Origin of the sequence: Lacihabitans sp. LS3-19 (assembly GCF_024343575.1) — a bacterium.
GTDB lineage: Bacteria > Bacteroidota > Bacteroidia > Cytophagales > Spirosomataceae > Leadbetterella.
Genome location: NZ_RJUA01000124.1, coordinates 1 through 16,428, shown reverse-complemented (window position 1 = coordinate 16,428; position 16,428 = coordinate 1). Strand labels below are relative to the sequence as shown.

General features: G+C 35.3%; 14 protein-coding genes. 6 read left to right on the top strand and 8 right to left on the bottom strand.

The annotated features are described in order from the left end of the window. Together EGI22_RS20440 and EGI22_RS20435 are read right to left on the bottom strand one after the other, a co-directional pair. A complete protein-coding gene (locus EGI22_RS20440) occupies positions 1-681 on the bottom strand; it encodes a response regulator transcription factor (RefSeq protein WP_255070312.1) in 681 nt (226 codons plus the stop codon). Positions 682-684: 3 nt separating this feature from the next. Beyond that, positions 685-1,944 carry a sensor histidine kinase KdpD gene (locus EGI22_RS20435; RefSeq protein WP_255070311.1) on the bottom strand — a complete coding sequence of 420 codons (1,260 nt, stop codon included), beginning with the start codon at positions 1,942-1,944 and terminating at the stop codon, positions 685-687. Between the two features lie 141 nt (positions 1,945-2,085). Here EGI22_RS20435 and EGI22_RS20430 point away from each other — a divergent pair, with 141 nt between their 5' ends. Continuing rightward, positions 2,086-3,720, top strand: a complete 1,635-nt coding sequence (locus EGI22_RS20430) for a sodium/solute symporter (RefSeq protein ID WP_255070310.1) — start codon at positions 2,086-2,088, stop codon at positions 3,718-3,720. A 229-nt stretch (positions 3,721-3,949) separates the two neighbouring features. Here the strand turns inward: EGI22_RS20430 and EGI22_RS20425 are convergent, their stop codons facing one another. The 6 genes from EGI22_RS20425 to EGI22_RS20400 all read right to left on the bottom strand — a co-directional run bounded on the left by EGI22_RS20425 (position 3,950) and on the right by EGI22_RS20400 (position 12,477). Then, the gene (locus tag EGI22_RS20425; RefSeq protein WP_255070309.1) at positions 3,950-5,611 is read right to left on the bottom strand and encodes an AMP-binding protein; all 1,662 of its coding nucleotides are present in this window, start codon (positions 5,609-5,611) and stop codon (positions 3,950-3,952) included. A 151-nt stretch (positions 5,612-5,762) separates the two neighbouring features. Next, positions 5,763-6,587 carry a serine protease gene (locus tag EGI22_RS20420; protein ID WP_255070308.1) on the bottom strand — a complete coding sequence of 275 codons (825 nt, stop codon included), beginning with the start codon at positions 6,585-6,587 and terminating at the stop codon, positions 5,763-5,765. Positions 6,588-6,602: 15 nt separating this feature from the next. Beyond that, the gene (locus EGI22_RS20415; protein WP_255070307.1) at positions 6,603-8,225 is read right to left on the bottom strand and encodes an amidohydrolase; all 1,623 of its coding nucleotides are present in this window, start codon (positions 8,223-8,225) and stop codon (positions 6,603-6,605) included. Between the two features lie 11 nt (positions 8,226-8,236). Further along, a complete protein-coding gene (locus tag EGI22_RS20410; RefSeq protein ID WP_255070306.1) occupies positions 8,237-10,777 on the bottom strand; it encodes a M14 metallopeptidase family protein in 2,541 nt (846 codons plus the stop codon). A 132-nt stretch (positions 10,778-10,909) separates the two neighbouring features. Continuing rightward, the gene (locus tag EGI22_RS20405) at positions 10,910-11,761 is read right to left on the bottom strand and encodes a pirin family protein (protein ID WP_255070305.1); all 852 of its coding nucleotides are present in this window, start codon (positions 11,759-11,761) and stop codon (positions 10,910-10,912) included. Between the two features lie 5 nt (positions 11,762-11,766). Next, positions 11,767-12,477 (bottom strand): pirin family protein, encoded by a 711-nt coding sequence (locus tag EGI22_RS20400; RefSeq protein ID WP_255070304.1) that lies wholly within the window; start codon positions 12,475-12,477, stop codon positions 11,767-11,769. 110 nt (positions 12,478-12,587) lie between these two features. Between EGI22_RS20400 and EGI22_RS20395 the strand changes: the two genes are divergently transcribed. The 5 genes from EGI22_RS20395 to EGI22_RS20375 form a co-directional block, all read left to right on the top strand. Next, the gene (locus EGI22_RS20395; protein WP_255070303.1) at positions 12,588-13,115 is read left to right on the top strand and encodes a DsrE family protein; all 528 of its coding nucleotides are present in this window, start codon (positions 12,588-12,590) and stop codon (positions 13,113-13,115) included. A 50-nt stretch (positions 13,116-13,165) separates the two neighbouring features. Beyond that, positions 13,166-13,579, top strand: a complete 414-nt coding sequence (locus EGI22_RS20390) for a hypothetical protein (RefSeq protein ID WP_255070302.1) — start codon at positions 13,166-13,168, stop codon at positions 13,577-13,579. Between the two features lie 82 nt (positions 13,580-13,661). Beyond that, positions 13,662-13,865 (top strand): PspC domain-containing protein, encoded by a 204-nt coding sequence (locus tag EGI22_RS20385; RefSeq protein WP_255070301.1) that lies wholly within the window; start codon positions 13,662-13,664, stop codon positions 13,863-13,865. A 120-nt stretch (positions 13,866-13,985) separates the two neighbouring features. Further along, a complete protein-coding gene (gene aspS / locus EGI22_RS20380; protein ID WP_255070300.1) occupies positions 13,986-15,734 on the top strand; it encodes an aspartate--tRNA ligase in 1,749 nt (582 codons plus the stop codon). A gap of 181 nt (positions 15,735-15,915) precedes the next feature. Continuing rightward, the coding region (locus EGI22_RS20375) for a transposase (protein ID WP_255070299.1) at positions 15,916-16,428 on the top strand (513 nt) is incomplete at its 3' end.

Below are 16,428 nucleotides of genomic sequence, written 5' to 3'. Positions count from 1 at the left end.
TCAGCAGTTTAGTTTAAATCCGACCCCGTGAATATTTTCAATCTTAATATTTGGATCGCCAGAAAGCATTTTTCGGATTCTTGTCACGAAAACATCCATACTTCTGCCCAAGAAATAATCGTCCCTACCCCAAATAGCCGTTAAAATCTCTTCGCGTTTGGTGATTTGGTTTTTACGTTCACATAAAAACTTCAAAACTTCTGCCTCACGATGTGTTAATTTCTGCACATCTTCGTCAATCTTAAGGGTTTGTTGAGAAAAACAAAATTCGTATTCCCCACAAGAGAAAACATCAGTGGTAGCTGTAGAGTCCGAAACAGTATTTCTTTTCAAAAATACTTTTATTCTCAATACTAATTCCTCTATGCTAAATGGCTTAGTGATGTAATCGTCCCCTCCTATTTTCAAACCCGTAATTTTGTCCTCTTGAAGGGTTTTGGCGGTTAGAAATATAATCGGAATCTGAGAATTCTGTGTCCTAATTTTTTCGGCCAGAGAAAAACCATCTAATTCTGGAAGATTGACATCCAGCAAGCAAAGGTCAAATTTCTCTTTTTTGAAGAATTTCCAAGCTTCTTTGCCGTCCGAAAAATGCACAATTTCGTAGCCTTCTTCTTCCAGACTGTCTTTTGTCACAAAACCCAGGTTAGGGTCATCTTCTACATATAATATTTTAGCCATAAATTAGTCAGGTAATGGTATAAAAATATCGAAAACTGTGCCTTCACCAAGCTCACTTTTAACATTTATTTTCCATTTATGAAGGTTGATTATTTCTTTTACGTAGTTGAGTCCCAAGCCAAAACCCTTGACATTGTGCACATTACCTGTCGGAACTCTATAAAACTTATTAAATATCTTTGATACATGCTCTTTAGGTATGCCTATTCCTTTATCAGCTATAGATATCACCAAAACATGGTTTTCGTTTCTAGTTGTTATTTTGATTTTTGCAGGCTTGCTGGAATATTTTATAGCATTATCTATCAGATTCCGAATTACATTCATCAAATGCATCCTATCTGCAGTAATTGAAGTCTTAGTAGCTTTGAGGTCTAAAGTAAAATTATCCTCCAATTCTGCCTTTACACTATCTGAAACTTCACTAATAATCTCATGAACTTCTTGGAGTTGGGAGTCTAAAACAATTTGCCCTTTCCCAATTTTTGCAGTTGCCAAAACGGCTTCCACTTGATTTTTTAGCCTATTATTCTCTTGTTTTATAATCTGAACATATTTTTTCATTCGTTCAGGTTGATCAAAAATCTTGGATTGACCCAAAACATCAGTGGCGATTTTAATAGTTGATATTGGCGTCTGAAACTCATGCGTCATGTTATTTATAAAATCACGCTGCACTTCGCTTAGTCTTTTTTGTTTCAAAATAATAAACATAGAATACCCGAAGAAGGCCATTACAACTAAGGTAATAATTGAAGAAACTATCCAAAAGTCGAGTTTACTAGTTAAATAGCTCTTCTGGTTCGGAAATTTGACGCCGAAGTAATTTAAGAACTTATCGGTCTTGGGTAGAAAAATCTCATGGTTCACATTCTGAACTTCGAAGTCACTGTTTATGTGCGATCCAAATACTATTTTATCAGTTTCGCAATCATAAATTCCATATTCAAAATCAGTATTAATATTACTTTTCTTAAATTCCTCTTTTAATAAATGTTCCAAAAGACTATGCTCAAGTGGAACTCTTAGATTCACTACATAATAATCTGATGAATATTGACTTACGGGATTTTCTATAAAAGAAAGCTTGTAGGCTTTTGAGATTTGATTGGCAACGTTACGCAAGGAAACCATCACCGTTTGTCTGAACTGCTGGTCTTTAAGGTCAAAAGCTTTTTTTACCCAATAAATTTGAATTGCGATAATTCCGCTTATGGCAACTATCCCCAATATGATTACTAACCGTATAGTATTTCTACTCAATTTACTGTCTTTTAATTATCTGGAAAGGATTCGAATTAACACAAAGATAATAAGTGTTTTTTAAGAATTTAAATGAATGTTTGAATAAGTGCCTACAGTTTACTTTATTTGCTGAAATATTGGCTATTTAACCCTTATCAAATGCAAAAATTACAAACCTTAGATTACTTAGTATTCTTCTTCTATTTTATTGTGGTGGCCGGCTATGGTTACTGGATTTACAACAGAAAAAAATCAAAAGAAGCCTCCACGCAAGACTTTTTTTTAGCTGAAGGGTCTTTGACTTGGTGGGCTATTGGTGCTTCACTTATTGCGTCCAATATTTCAGCCGAGCAGATGATCGGAATGTCGGGTAATGGATTTTCTATGGGTTTAGGTATCTCAACTTATGAGTGGATGGCGGCAGCAACTTTGATAATAGTTGCCGTATTTTTTATGCCAATATACTTAAAAAACAAGATCTCGACCATGCCTCAGTTTTTGAGTCAGAGATATAATAAAACAGTAAGTTTGATTATGGCGATTTTCTGGCTGTTATTATATATAATGGTAAACTTGACTTCAATTTTATATTTAGGTGCTTTGGCGGTTTCAGGCATATCAGGTTTAGATTTTTATACTTGTATGATATTCTTGGCCATTTTTGCTATCATCATTACAGTAGGTGGAATGAAAGTGATTGGTTTTACAGACGTGATTCAAGTGTTTTTCTTAGTTATTGGAGGTCTTGCTGCTACTTACATAGCTGTAAATTTAGTTTCTGATCCTGATAGAGGAATTACTGACAGTATTGCTGGATTGGTGAATGGCTTCAAAGATATGACACAAAACAATGAAGATCACTTCCATATGATTTATCCAAAAGGGAATCCGCACTATATGTCACTTCCTGGACTTACTGTATTGTTTGGAGGAATGTGGATTGTGAACCTTAACTATTGGGGCTGTAACCAATATATAACCCAAAGGGCTTTAGGAGCAGATTTAAATACCGCAAGAAATGGTCTTTTGTTCGCAGCATTTTTAAAATTATTGATGCCAGTGATTGTTACATTGCCTGGTATAGCGGCATATGCTCTTTATCAAAAAGGTATGTTCCAACAGGAAATGTTAGGCGTAGATGGTACTTTCAACCAAGACAATGCCTACCCTGTTTTATTGAATTTATTACCCATGGGACTAAAAGGCCTATCTTTCGCAGCTTTAACAGCGGCAGTTGTAGCATCTTTAGCAGGTAAAGCCAACAGTATCTCTACAATTTTCACATTAGATGTTTTCAGACCGTATTTTGCTAAAGATATGTCTGAGAAAAAATTAGTAGTTGTGGGTAGACTTACAATCGTGGTTGCTATGATTTTGGCAATTGTTATTTCTCCATTTATGGGTATTGAGAAAAAAGGTGGTTTTCAGTTTATTCAAGAAATGACTGGATTGTTATCTCCAGGTATATTTGCCGCGTTTATTATGGGATTTTTCTGGAAAAGAACAAACTCCGCAGGAGCGTTTTTCGCAATAGTTGGAGGCTTCCTAATAGCTCTTTCGATGCATAACAATTGGCTTCCAGGAGCGGATTGGAGTACGGTACCTTTCTTAGACAGAATGGGATGGGTTTTCTTGATATGTGTGGCGGTTATGTTTGTATTGAGTATGGTATTGCCAAACGAAAACAAAGGCTTAGAAATAGATGCATCAATGTTTAAAACAACCAAAACATTTGCAATAGGTGCAACTATTGTGATTTTGACAATTATCGGATTGTATAGCTATTTCTGGTGATGATTGGTTATTGGTTTATTGGTAATTGGTAAATTTGTTTATCAGTTATTAGTTTATTAGTTCAATGGTTTCAAATTGCTACAGGGTAGTTTAAATTGGATTTTTAGAATGAAATTTGGTTCCAAAAAAGAATCTTGAATTTTGAATTTGAACTTGATTTTGAACTTAAACTTGATTTTGAACTTACAATAGGATAGAAAACAAAAAAAGGAGCGAATGCTCCTTTTTTTTATTCAAAAATCAATGTCCCAGGTGACTCAAACCAATCTTCATATTTCTTTTCAAATTCTTTCTCAATCACATTTCGTTTGATTTTCATAGTCGGTGTCATTTTGTTATTTTCCACCGTCCAAGGTTCTTTTAACAATACTATTTTGTTTATCTTTTCATAAGATTTCAAAGAGTTGTTAAGGTCTTTCAAAACCGCTTTTAATTTCTCCTCTATGGTTTCTTTATGAATGGTTTTGCCATAATCCGATAAAACCATTAGGGCAATTGGCTGTGGTAAACTTTGTCCTACCACACACACTTGTTCTATTTCAGGATTACCCGAAAAACCCATTTCTATCTGTGCAGGAGCTACATATTCGCCTTTTGAGGTTTTGTACATTTCCTTTACTCTGCCCGTAATTTTCAAAAAGCCTTCGGCATCTACCTCGCCCACGTCACCTGTGTGGATATAACCCTCGGAGTCAATAGTATCCGCAGTCATTTGTGGTTCTTTATAATAACCCATCATATTCCATTTAGATCGGGTTAATATTTCGCCATTTGCTGGATCTATTTTGACTTCCATACCAGGATAAATCTTGCCAACTGAGCCATCAACAGATTTATTACCAGGCATCATAGTTACAGCTCCCGCATTTTCAGTCATTCCATAAGCTTCTTGGATATTGATACCAACTTTTCTAAACCAAAGTATTAAAGACAATGGCATTGGAGCTGCTCCAGTTAGACAAATCCATGCATCATTCAAACCCAAACCTTTTTTGATTTTTTTCTTGATTAGGCCGCTAACTATAGGTATACTCAATAACAAATCGAGCTTTTTCTGTGGGAGCTTCAACAAAATTCCTTGTTGGAATTTCGTCCAAATCCGTGGCACTGCCAAAAAGTGAGTAGGATTAGCAACCTGAAGATTTTTAGAAAAAGTTTCTAAATTTTCTGCAAAATATATTACGCCTCCAGTTACTATACACACTGACTCAACAATATTTCTTTCTGCAATATGGCATAGTGGTAAATAAGAAAAAAACCGTGTTCCAGGTCTTTCCAAAAAAGTGAAATTTCTGGTTTCATAAATACATTCTGATGCTGCCTTAAAGTTTAGCATAACACCTTTTGGATTTCCAGTAGTACCTGAGGTGTAAATTATGGTGTGCAATTCCTCAAGATTAGGAATGAAAGTAGAATTATCCACAGGGAATTTTTCTAAAATGTCATTCCATTGAGTATGCGATGGATCGGGGTTATAAGTTGGAAAAGAAACGCAATTAACTTCTTTTGGAATACCACTTTTCATTTCCTGCCAATTATCTATTTTCCCAATAAAAGCCACTGGACTACCAGAATGCTCCAACACTTGATTTATTTGGGGTCCAGTAAGTGTAGGATACAAAGGCACCGAAACATTACCAGATTGAATAATTGCAAGGTCGGTTATGATCCACTCAGCACAATTTTTCGAGATAAGTGCTATGTTGGTTTTGGGAGGCAAATTCAAGCTTTTGAGATAGCTAGAAATTTTACGGATTTGAATACCTGCCTCTTTCCATGAAAAATCGACAAATTCCTCGCCAAATGGTTGTTTCAAGAATATATTGTCTGGAGTTTCTTTCTCCCAATGATAAAAATATTCAATAATTGATTTTTCTCTCGCAACTTTCATTTGGGTTTGTTTTTAATGAAAAATGATATTTTGAGTAAAAATAATGATATTTTTGAAAAAGAAAAACTTATGAAATCTTCTTTTTTATAATTTATATTAAAGTCCAGAAAAAGTGGCTTTTATCAGTAAAAATATGTCGAGGAATTTGAGATTAAACTTCCAACTGATATTTAACTTTATAGAAATCTAAAAACTTAAGAATGGTTTCCACATGGGCACCTAAGCCAACGTTCATAAACTGATTTTCCTCAATTTCTATTCCGTTTTTTATGATTTTCGGAGAAAATCCCAGAGGCAAATGCATAGTTTTGGATTGAATTGCCCAGATTTTTCCATCTCTGTCAAATGTGGGCCCACCACTCTGACCTCTCAGCCCAGGCGAGCTAGTTTCTATCCATTTATATTCATACATATTGTCTGGGCTTTTGCCAGTGATTACATTTCTAGTCATCATGCCATCCATCGGAAAGGACGGTATAGGAAAAGCAGTAGAATCAAATGAAAAACTCTTAGTATTATCTATAAACTTGGCTTTTAAATCATAAAACGGATAGCCTAATTTACACAAACTCGTACCTGGCTCTATATTTTTAGGATGCTTAAATATTGGATAATTCTTCACAAACTGAGGATTGAAATTCTCAATTTTTCCAATAGCCAAATCATTTTCTGATAAAACATGAAATTCCTTTACTCTATGAGAATCTGCCGCAAACCACATGGAATGGTTGAGAATCCATTTCGGATTAGCAACTAGATCCGCAGTTTTGGTATTTTGAAATGCTAAAATTTCTCTCTGATGTTGCTGATGTTGTTGTAATCCTTGCAATACGTGAGCAGCAGTAATAAACCAGCCTTCGTTATTGATAATCACAAAACTTCCTAAGCCACTTTCAACGGTATTGTCATAAAACCGATTGGAAATAATCAATGGAAATGTGTACTGTGTGGCGATTTTATATGCTTTGGAAAACATCGATACTATATTTATTTAAAAAACTTTTTCTCCTCCAATGTAGGTACCTAGTACCTTCACTTTTCTGATTTTATCAAGACTAATGTTCATAATATCATCTTCTAATATTACAAAATCTGCCATTTTGCCTTTTTCAATACTTCCGCGTTCTTTCTCCTCAAAATTGGCATAAGCACTCCAAATCGTCATGGCTTTTAAAGCATTCTGGCGTGAAAGAGCATTTTCCATCTGAAACCCTCCTTTTGGCCAATTTTCATCGTCCTGCCTTGCCACTGCCGAATGAAACCCAAAAAGTGGATTGACAAACTCCACAGGAAAATCGCTACCATTCGCTATCATACCGTTTTGTTTTCTCAAATCCTCAAAAACATAGGCATGTTTTACTCGCTCAGCTCCTAACCTATCCTTGGCCCAATACATATCAGATGTAGCATGAGTAGCTTGAATTGACGGAATTATAGAAAACTTACCAAACTTTGGTACATCTGCTGGATTTACAACTTGACAATGTTCAATCCTCCAGCGACGATCGTTTTTCCCTTTGAGATATTTACCATACAAATCCAATACCAATCTATTAGCGGAATCGCCGATACAATGCGTATTTACCTGATATTGAGACTTATATATTTCAGAAAAATATTTATCCATCTCATTTTTAGAAGTTAAAAGGAAGCCTATTTTCTCAGGTTCGTCGGAATATGGCTTAATTAAACATGCACCTCTCGAACCTAAGGCCCCATCAGCATAGACTTTAAACGACCTTACATTTAGCCTATCAGTTTTTATTATGCCTTTTTTGGTAAAATACTCCACATTTCTTAAACCAACCGAAACCATTGCATAATCTCTGATTTTTAGCGTGCCAGATTTATGCATTTTCATCAAAAGCTCAATATCATCTTGGCTTAGTCCAGAATCAGAAACAGTAGTAAGTCCATATTTTAAGCATTCTTTTTGTGCTTCCAATATCTTCTTCATTCTTTCTTTTTCATCATCCTTAGGTAGCACTCTTTTTACCAAACCCATAGCGTTATCAACTAAAATACCTGTTAGTTGCCCATCGATTACTTCAACATCTCCTCCTGCTACTTTTGACGAAGGTGATATCTTGGACATTTGAATAAGTTTGTTGTTAATAAGCATTGCATGTCCATCTATCCTAGTCAACATTACAGGAACATCAGGATAAATTTGATCTAAATCGTCCTTGTTTGGAAAAGTTTTAACATCCCAATCGTTCTGATCCCAACCTCGACCGATTAATAAAGCTTGATTAGGATGCTCTTTTCTGAAAATTTGGAGTCTTTCTAAAATTTCTTTGAATGATTTTGCACCAACCAAATCGCATTGAGAAAGCATATCTCCAAGACCAATAAAATGAGAATGTGGATCATAAAATCCAGGAAAAACGGTTTTGTTATTTAAGTCAAGCTCCTGCTTTGGAGCATATTTTGCAGCCAAATCTTTGTAATTACCGACTTCTCCAAACAAACCTTTGTCAACAACAAAAGCAGATGCCATGCTAAATTTGGCATCTACAGTATAAACTTTGGCATTTTTCACCAAAAGGTCTACTTTGATTTTTTGTGCAAAAACAATATTGCTTAAAAATATAAAAAGGAATATTTTTCTCATAATTATAAATGTTATTCTTCGCTACCAAAACGCTCCTGTCCAAGCGAATTACTAATAAAAAGTGAATTAAAAAATAGTTTGTTTGTACCGTACCAAATACCTCTGAAGTTAGGATTATGTGAAAACAATATCAATCGTCCTGAACCTGAATTCTCTACAATCAGAGAGGCCGAGTTTTTGATTTTATCCAATACTTGAGGATGAACATATCCACTCAACCAAGGAGCAGCCGTATACTTTGCCACCGTAGCCGAACGGTCTTTTGAAGGCTCTAGGATGGTATTGTTATTTCGATAAACTGCCAATTTCCTATTTGTAAAACCAAAACCCATTGGATGTGTATTATCGATATCAACTTCAAATATTGCTCCGCCAGTAGTTTTGGCTCCTGCTATATTTTGAATATTTTCAAAATTCACCCTCTCGGTACCTTTTTCGTCATCTAATTTTATTAGTTTCTCTGACGAAAATTCATTTTTTATTAACCATTCAATGGCAGTTTTCATAGCTATTATGGTTCCACCTTGTTTAACCCAAGCTTTTAGCTTTGAAATCGTCGAAGTTCCCAATTCGTCATAATTGCCGCTAACCAAAACCAAATGCGTATAACTATTTATGTTTACTCTGCCAAAATTTGCCATATCTACCTTTGTAATCGGCATATTAAGCTTGGTATCCAGCATTTGCCAAATCTCTCCAGCCTCATATTGGCTCGTTCCTTGACCAATAATCATAATAGGTTTGGGGGCATTCAACGTTTTAAAACTATTGCTACCGAGATCTATACCTTGGTCACTAAAACCAGTACTGACTGCTGTAAAACCTAGATTAGTTTCCTTTTGAATATTAAGCAATTCATCATACAATTCTTTTGAGCTTATGTCTTGCAATGACACAGGAATCATTAAAGTACCTGATGGATATTTGTTTTTTTCTAAGGAAAAACCTCTCATGGCTACTTTTACTCTGATACCTTTTTGATGCAAATAACTCAAGAACTTAGCCGCATTATAATCTTGCCAATCAACAATGTAGGCATACTCTGAATAGCTGGACTTGGGCATTTCAAGCTTTAAATCAGCTTCAGTTATTTTTTGGGCTTGTGAAGGCAAGGTTTTCATTTCTGCATGTTCCATACCGAAAGCCAAGGCGAGGTTCCAGGTAGATGTATCATAAAAAATACTATCAGCAAATTTTTTCGGTCTGTCAAAAATAGATTTCACCAAAAGTCCTTGTGCTTGTGCTAAAGGGATAAAAACAGAAGCATCTTTTTTGAAGGTTTGACCATCAGCACTTACATCCTTATCTAACCAAAAGGCATTAATATGATGGACATTCAGCAAATCACAAAAAGCACTAAAGCGGTTTGCATCAGTAGGTGAACTTACCACATAGCCTTTTATGGTCTCATTTGTTTTTTCTATGTTTTTATAAAAATCCGATTGATATTTCAACAAATATTTTCTTTCGTCTACAGACGCCCGAATTGTAGCTAGTGCATTTACCAATTGATTTCTGACTGCAAATCCAAATTTCAAAACTCCATTTTGAGAGTCTTGAATATGACCACGACTGCTACCTTGCTCAAACAATAAACCAAGTCCTCCCTGAAGATCCGGATAGGTATTTCCATAACCGGGATAAAAATTATCAAAAGCCTCTTTTGTAAAATAAAAAGAGCCAATTTCATTCATCGATTTTTCGAAATATTTAGCAAAACGAGCATTAAGCACATCATAGTTTGCAGCTGGAACAATCGGGTTTTGGGCATTGATTTTTGTAGGTTCAAAGAAATGCGAACTATTTGTCCCCATCTCATGGAAATCCGTCACCACATTTGGCAACCAAGTATGATAAAACCTCAAACGATTCCTAGTTTCTTGATTTACAGCCAAATACCAGTCTCTATTTAAATCAAACCAATAGTGATTTACTCTGCCTGAAGGCCAAACTTCATTGTGTTCTCTATCCAAAGGGTCTGCCACCATAGGATTGCCTTTGTGCATATTTACCCAATTGGCAAACCTATCTCTGCCATCAGGATTAATAACTGGTTCCATCAGAAACACCGCATTGTCTAACCACTTTATAGCCTCCTCATCTTCTGATGCGGCCAAATAATAAGCAGTAAGAATAGATGCTTCACCGCCAGAAGCTTCGTTTCCGTGCACATTATAACCCAACCATACTACCACAGGCTGCATGCTGGCATCCGAAACTTTACCTTGAGCATTTGCCAAATGACTTTCTCTGATTTGCTCTATTTTGCTAAGATTGTCAGGTTTTGCAAAATGTACAATTACCTGCTCTCTGTGTTCATAGGTCTCGCCAATAGTCACTACTTTCACTCTGTCTGATTTAGCCTCCAAAACCCTCATATATTCTATGATTTTATCATATCGGGTATGGTGCGTACCCATTTCGTATCCAAAAAATTGTTGCGGACTAGGAATAGAAGCATTAAGTTTTTTACCAGAGAAAAAATACTGATTTTGTGCTAAAAGAGAGAAATTAAATAGAAAAAGAGAGAAAAATAATAAACGTTTTTTCATGAATATTGATGTTAAATGTAATCGATTTCAAATTAATCAATTATCTAAAAAAAAGCACTTGGTTTTTCATTTTTTACAAAAAAAAAGAGATAACCTAAGTCATCTCTCATAAATATATCCATGAAATCAAATTTACATCACACCCATTTTCCCCATCTGATAATCTCGCATAGCTTCCATGATTTCGGTTGTAGTATTCATCACAAATGGGCCTTGAGAAACCACTGGCTCGTTTATGGCATCACCAGTTCCAAATATAAATCTTGAATCGGCTTGCGATTTTATTTCTATTTCTGTGTTTTTTGCATCAAAAACTAACAATTGATGACCAATTGCTAACTTTCCATTTACAATTATCTCTCCATCCAATACGTAAAAAAGTATATTCTTATCTTCTACAACCTCAATTTTTAGATCTGAATTTGCTAACATTTTAATATTGTACATTTCTAATCCTGTAATTGAATTTGCCGCACCTTTCATTCCTTCAAATTCACCTGACACCACAGCGACCTCTACTTTTCCTTCAGATATGAGCACTACAGGAATTTCTTCTTTTTGAAATCCTTGGTATTTTGCTTCTGTCATTTTTAAACGAGCAGGCAAATTCATCCAAAGCTGAATTATTTCCATTTTGCCACCTTCCTGTCTTTGCTTCGGTGAAAGATTTTCAGAATGAACTATTCCACGAGCCGCTGTCATCCATTGCACACCACCAGATTTTATTACAGAACTATGGCCATGTCCGTCGGCGTGTTCTATTTCTCCATCATAAATAAATGTGAGCGTTTCAAATCCTCGATGTGGATGTGGCCCAAAAGGAAGTCCTTGGTTATGAGGAGCAAAATCATGTGGTCCATGATGATGCAACAAAATAAAAGGGCTAATCTGCTCCAAACCAACGTCAGGTATAGGTTGATACATTCGATGCTCCCCTACTCTTTGCCCCGACGAACTGCTTATTTTTAATATTTCCTTTTTCATAATTTTTAAAATTTCATTGGTACTTCCATCAGCAAAATTTCGGCTGAAGTATCTGTTTTTAAGTTTAAGGTTCCGATTTCCCAAACTCCAAAACCATCTCTTCTGTTTAGTTTTTGATTCTCTACTTCAACATCTCCTTCCAAAACAAATACATAAACGCCATTGCTTTTGTCTTTTAGGTCATATTTAATTTCGCCAGATAAATCCACTAAGCTAAACCACGCTTTTTGATTAATTTTCAAACCTCCATCGTTCGAGCCAATCGGAGAAATCACCGTTTGTATTGCATTCTTTCTGCCTTCTGCTTCAAAGACCTCTTGTTCGTATCTGGGCTGAATGTTTCTTTTTTCTGGCATAATCCATATTTGCAAAAACTTAACGGTGTTTTTCAAGTCAAAATTCTTTTCTGAATGAGTCACTCCAGTTCCTGCAGACATCAATTGCACCTCTCCTTTTTTTATAATGGCCTTATTTCCCATACTATCTTGGTGCTCCAAAGCCCCATCAAGAGGTATCGAAACTATTTCCATGTTATCGTGAGGATGTTTTCCAAAACCCATACCTCCAGATACTGTATCATCATTTAACACCCTGAGTGCTCCAAAATTTACTCTTTCAGGATCATAATAATTGGCAAAACTAAAAGTATGAAAAGAGTTTAGCCATCCATGATTTGCTTTTCCTCTACTATCTGAGGCATGATATATTGTTTTCATATTATTTACATTTGTATTTAATGTAAAGACATGCTAAAATAAGAATTAGTTCACAATAAGGCTAAGAATTAAAAAAAATATTTATTTTTATGAAAACTAATCAAAACTAAATGAAAACATTTATCGTCCTTCTCTTAATCGTCTCATTTTCAGCAAATTCGCAAAAACTATTTCCTTCTATAGATACCTACGGAGGAGTTTTTGAAGTTCCAGAAGCTGAACATTTGCTGGACCCAAACAAAAACTACAAAATAGTTTTTGATATCACAGCAGCCGAAAAAAATCCTTCAAAAGACATGAATCATGCCTATGAAGCAGTGGCGAGAGTAATAAACCTATATGGACTAGAGGGCGTAAAAAAAGAAAATATGGATATTGCAGTTGTAATTCATTTTCAAGCAACTCCTACAATTCTCAGCGATGAAGCTTTCAATCAAGAGTTTAAAGAAAATAACCCAAATACAGATGTTATAAACAAATTAAGCGAAAATGGGGTAAAATTTTATGTCTGTGGGCAATCCTTAAGAGCACGCAAATATGCGGATTACAAACTCAACCCCAATTTAAAAGTAGCTGTTGGTGCTATGGTTGCCATAACACACTTTCAAAGTTTAGGTTATGCTTTATTGAAAATGTAATGCAACCTTTTTTATTTTCATATCATCTTTAAATTAAAAAAGCAATCAAAATGAAAAGAGCAATTTTAAGCCTAACTATCTGCCTAGTGTTTACTAACCTTTGGGCAAACGAAAATTTCACAAACCCAGTTTCTGAGGAAGAGTTTTCCCAAATCAATAAAATTGAAGCTTTTGTGGAAGCTAATCCTCAAACTACATTAGCAGATTTAAAAAATAAAGATTCCGAACTAATTCAAGGGATTGATTTAATGGACAATACAGATGCTGTCGTAAACTCAGCGGTTAAAGACATGCCATTATTGAGTGGATTTTGGTGGGGATGTTGCTTAGGAGTTGTAGGTTTAGCTCTAGTGTATTTTATTACTGACAAAGACAGAGACCAAACTAGAAAGGCTTTAATAGGTTGCTTGATTGCAACATTAGTCTGGGGAGTTGGAGGTTTGATTAACCCATTTGGTTGGTAAAATTAACATTTTGATGAAAAATATTAACCTCTTGCGTTCGTGAGAGGTTTTTTTTGTAATTTTAGTAAAAATAAAAACACTTATGGGAAAGAAACTAACAAGATTAACTGGCAAAGATGCAATGTTTTTAGGAATTTGTGCTGGTTTAGGTAAATATTTTGAAATTGACCCTACATTGGTAAGAGTAGCCACAGCTATTGTGACTTTTTTCAGCTTCGGATCTATGATTATTGTCTATTTTATTATGGCATTTATTATTCCAAAAGAAGAACCTACAGTATTATAACCTTAGATTAAATCCTAATTTATTATGTTCAAAAAAAGGTCTGTATTCTAAATATTTGCCACAACTTCAATTTTGCCAAAAGAATTCACTAATTTTGCAGCCAATTTCAAAAAAAATAGCATGTTAAGGACGCATACTTGTGGAGAACTTAGATTAGCAGATTTAAACAAATCTGTAATACTTTGTGGCTGGGTACAGAAAGTAAGAGACAAAGGAGGAATGGTTTGGGTGGATTTAAGAGACCGCTATGGCATTACTCAATTAATATTAGAAGAAGGAAAAACTTCTGCAGAGGTACTAGAAAGTGTAAGAACACTAGGAAGAGAGTATGTTATAAAAGTGGAGGGAAAAGTCATTGAAAGACTTTCTAAAAACGATAAAATCGAAACTGGTGAAATTGAGATATTGGCAGAAAAAATCGAAATTTTAAATCCTGCAAAATTACCACCTTTCTTAATTGAAGACGAAACTGATGGCGGTGACGAAATCAGAATGAAATATCGTTATCTTGATTTAAGAAGAAACACAGTAAGACAAAATCTTTTGCTGAGACACAAAGTAGCTCAGCAAACTAGAATCTATATGGATGCTCAGGATTTTGTAGAAGTTGAGACCCCTGTATTAATAAAATCTACTCCTGAAGGAGCTCGTGACTTTGTAGTACCTAGCCGAATGAATCCAGGCGAATTCTATGCTTTACCACAATCACCTCAGACATTTAAGCAATTACTGATGATTTCCGGTTTTGACAGATATTATCAAATCGTAAAATGCTTTAGAGACGAAGACTTAAGAGCAGACCGTCAGCCAGAGTTCACTCAGATAGACTGCGAGATGTCTTTTGTTGAGCAAGAAGACGTTCTAAATATGTTTGAAGGTTTGATCAAGCATCTTTTCAAAACTGTAAAAAACATAGATTTGCCAGAAGTCCCGAGAATGACTTATGCGGATGCTATGAAATTCTACGGTTGCGATAAACCAGATATCAGATTCGACATGAAGTTTGTTGAACTGAATGATTTGGTAAAAAACAAAGGTTTCCAAGTTTTTGACGATGCCGAACTGATAGTAGGAATAAATGCTACAGGATGTGCAGAATATAGTCGCAAGCAAGTAGATGAACTGACAGAGTGGATGAAACGCCCACAAATTGGAGCCAAAGGTTTGGTTTATATTAGGTATAATGCAGATGGGAGCATAAAATCTTCAGTAGATAAATTTTATTCAGAAGAAGATTTGAAAGCGATAGTTGCTGCATTTGATGCCAAACCAGGCGATATGATTTTGATTATTTCTGGTCAAGCAGATAAAGCCAGAAAACAATTGAATGAGCTACGTTTGGAAATGGGCAATAGATTAGGACTTAGAAATCCAGATGTTTATAAAGTATTATGGGTAGTAGATTTTCCTCTTTTAGAGTTTGGAGAAGAAGAAAATCGTTGGTTTGCGATGCACCATCCGTTCACCTCTCCAAAACCAGAAGATATTCCATTACTAGATACTGACTTAGGTAAAGTAAGAGCCAATGCCTATGATATGGTAATAAACGGAACCGAAGTAGGTGGAGGATCAGTGAGGATTTTTCAAAGACCATTGCAAAAGAGAATGTTTGAGATTCTTGGATTCTCTGACGAAGAAGCTAAAAAGCAGTTTGGGTTCTTAATGGAAGCATTTGAATACGGTGCCCCACCTCACGCAGGTTTAGCTTTTGGTTTTGACAGACTGGTATCTTTATTTGGTGGTGCGGAGTCTATTAGAGATTTTATTGCCTTCCCGAAAAACAACAGCGGACGTGACGTTATGATTGATTCTCCATCAAGTATATCTGACTTGCAGCTCAAAGAATTGAGCATTAATGTAACAAATTGAGATTTCAAAATATTTAGAAAGAGCCATTTTTGAAAAGATTTGGCTCTTTTTAGGGCGTCCTTAAGTTTCGTAACCTGCTAATTATCAGTATTATATTTTAAAAATAAAACCCCAAAAACCTCCAATTTCTTGGAAATTCGGGGTTTTTTGTTTATTTTAGAGCACCTTACCTCCCTAAAATATGGTGCAAAATACATTATTTTCTTTTGATAGCCCAATTTTTCCTGAATGGTATTTTTTCAATAATTCGACCGAGCTTGGGCGAATTTACAAGCTGATTCCTTGGAATGATTTGGTTAAAGTTCTCCCTGAAAAGAGGCACCCTGCTGGAGCCCCATCTTACCTTCCAAAAGCTGGTTATTTTGGCTTAATGTTTTTGAAACATTATACTGGTTTAAGTGATGAAAAACTGATGGCAGCTTTCCAGACCAATTTTTCTTACCAAATGTTTTGTGGTTGTCGGTTAAAATTAAATGAGGTTATTCGTGATAATGCGTTTATTAGTCGTGGTCGAGGTTATTTGGCTAAATATTGTGATATGAATAAAATTCAAAAAATATTAGTTGAAGCATGGAAGGGTGAGCTCGAAAACACCAACGTTTTGATGATGGATGCTACTTGTTATGAGGTGCATATGCGTTTTCCAACCGACGTAAAACTACTTTGGGAGTCATGTACTTTTCTTTGGGAAGAG

Coding starts and splice junctions, on each gene's coding strand:
- EGI22_RS20390 (WP_255070302.1), top strand. CDS start 13,166: ATGAAAAGAGCAATTTTAAGCCTAACTATCTGCCTAGTGTTTACTAAC.
- aspS (WP_255070300.1), top strand. CDS start 13,986: ATGTTAAGGACGCATACTTGTGGAGAACTTAGATTAGCAGATTTAAAC.
- EGI22_RS20410 (WP_255070306.1), bottom strand. CDS start 10,777: ATGAAAAAACGTTTATTATTTTTCTCTCTTTTTCTATTTAATTTCTCT.
- EGI22_RS20400 (WP_255070304.1), bottom strand. CDS start 12,477: ATGAAAACAATATATCATGCCTCAGATAGTAGAGGAAAAGCAAATCAT.
- EGI22_RS20440 (WP_255070312.1), bottom strand. CDS start 681: ATGGCTAAAATATTATATGTAGAAGATGACCCTAACCTGGGTTTTGTG.
- EGI22_RS20430 (WP_255070310.1), top strand. CDS start 2,086: ATGCAAAAATTACAAACCTTAGATTACTTAGTATTCTTCTTCTATTTT.
- EGI22_RS20415 (WP_255070307.1), bottom strand. CDS start 8,225: ATGAGAAAAATATTCCTTTTTATATTTTTAAGCAATATTGTTTTTGCA.
- EGI22_RS20425 (WP_255070309.1), bottom strand. CDS start 5,611: ATGAAAGTTGCGAGAGAAAAATCAATTATTGAATATTTTTATCATTGG.
- EGI22_RS20420 (WP_255070308.1), bottom strand. CDS start 6,587: ATGTTTTCCAAAGCATATAAAATCGCCACACAGTACACATTTCCATTG.
- EGI22_RS20395 (WP_255070303.1), top strand. CDS start 12,588: ATGAAAACATTTATCGTCCTTCTCTTAATCGTCTCATTTTCAGCAAAT.
- EGI22_RS20385 (WP_255070301.1), top strand. CDS start 13,662: ATGGGAAAGAAACTAACAAGATTAACTGGCAAAGATGCAATGTTTTTA.
- EGI22_RS20405 (WP_255070305.1), bottom strand. CDS start 11,761: ATGAAAAAGGAAATATTAAAAATAAGCAGTTCGTCGGGGCAAAGAGTA.